A 1,639-nucleotide genomic window follows, 5' to 3' on the forward strand; every position below is an offset into this window, starting at 1 on the left:
TCGCAGTGATCGTCAACGAGTTTGGCGAGGCGGGACTCGACCATGACCTGATCCAGTCGGTCGAGGACGAGGTTGTCCTGATGCAATCCGGGTGTCTGTGCTGCTCGGTGCGCGGCGAGCTGCCGGAAACCATCGCCCGCCTGCTGGACCGGCGCGAGGCCGGAGCCCTGCAATTCGAGCGCATCGTCATCGAAACCACCGGCATGGCCAATCCGGGTCCGATCCTGAAGATCATGATGATGGACACGACCCTGTCGCGGCACACCCGGGTCGACGGGGTTGTCACGCTGGTGGATGCGGTCAATGGCGCGACCACGCTCGATGCGCAATTCGAAGCCGTCTCGCAGGTCGCTCTGGCCGATCTGATCCTGATCAGCAAGACGGACCTCGCATCCGAGCCGAAGAACAAGGCGCTGACCGAGCGTCTGCGCGCGCTGAACGAGACCGCCCCCATCCTGCACCCGGTCCTCGGGGAGCTGCCGCCAAACACGCTCTGGAACCTGACCAGCGTCCGCGAGGATATCGCGGTCGATCACGCGCTGGCCTGGACCACTCCGCAACCGGCGGACCCTTTCGCCAACCTCTCCGGCCTGTCGTCAAGCACGCCCATGGCCGAGCCCGCACCGCTCCATGATCAGCGGATCGGCAGTGTTTCGGTGGTGCTGGAACACCCGCTGACCGATGCGGCCTTCGATCTGTGGCTCAACACCCTGACCGCCCTGCGGGGCAATGACCTGTTGCGGGTCAAGGGCATCGTCTTCCTCGAAGGGCTCGACATCCCCTTCGTGTTCCACGGCGTGCAACAGGTGTTCGAACGCCCGGTGCCCCTGCGCTCCTGGCGCGGCAGCGATCGACGGTCCCGCATCGTCGTGATCGCGCGGGACATGACCCGCCCGGAACTCATGCGCAGCCTCGACATGCTCCGCGCCACTCAGCCCCAACCCCAGGAGACCTAGGCCGTGACCGACCCACGCCTGCCTGTCACCGTCCTCTCAGGATTTCTCGGTGCCGGCAAAACCACGCTGCTCAACCGGGTGCTCAACAATCGCGACGGGCTCCGGGTGGCGGTGATCGTCAATGACATGTCCGAGGTGAATATCGACGCGGATCTGGTGCGCGCTGAGACCGAGCTCAGCCGCACGGATGAGACGCTAGTCGAGATGTCCAATGGCTGCATCTGCTGCACCCTGCGGGACGACCTGCTGGCGGAAGTGCGCCGCCTTGCCGGGGAAGCGCGGTTTGACTACCTACTAATCGAATCCACCGGGATATCGGAACCTCTGCCCGTGGCCGCGACTTTCGACTTCCGGGATGAGGCCGGGGCGAGCCTGTCGGATGTGTCTCGGGTCGACACGATGGTCACCGTGGTGGATGCGGTGAACCTGCTGCAGGACTTTTCAAGCCATGATTTCCTCCATGATCGGGGCGAAGTCACGGGGGAAGAGGACGAACGGACCCTCGTGCATCTGCTGACCGATCAGATCGAGTTTGCGGATGTGATTGTCCTGAACAAGGTCGAAGATGCGGGCCCCGAACGCACGGATGCCGCGCGCAAGATCATTCGCAGCCTGAACGCCGATGCCGAGATCCTCGAGACGGACCATTCCGTGGTCCCTGCACACAAGATCCTGAACACCGG

2 protein-coding genes are annotated in these 1,639 nt (G+C 64.0%); both read left to right on the forward strand.

All coding sequences use genetic code 11. The annotated features are described in order from the left end of the window. Positions 1-956, forward strand: a 956-nt coding sequence (locus tag ACP15I_RS20815) for a CobW family GTP-binding protein (protein ID WP_424976522.1), incomplete at its 5' end; no start/stop codon positions are given. A gap of 3 nt (positions 957-959) precedes the next feature. Further along, on the forward strand, positions 960-1,639 hold a 680-nt coding region (locus ACP15I_RS20820; RefSeq protein WP_424976523.1), incomplete at its 3' end, for a GTP-binding protein.

It is taken from the genome of Dinoroseobacter sp. S124A (assembly GCF_049801015.1).
Taxonomy (GTDB): Bacteria; Pseudomonadota; Alphaproteobacteria; order Rhodobacterales; family Rhodobacteraceae; genus Dinoroseobacter.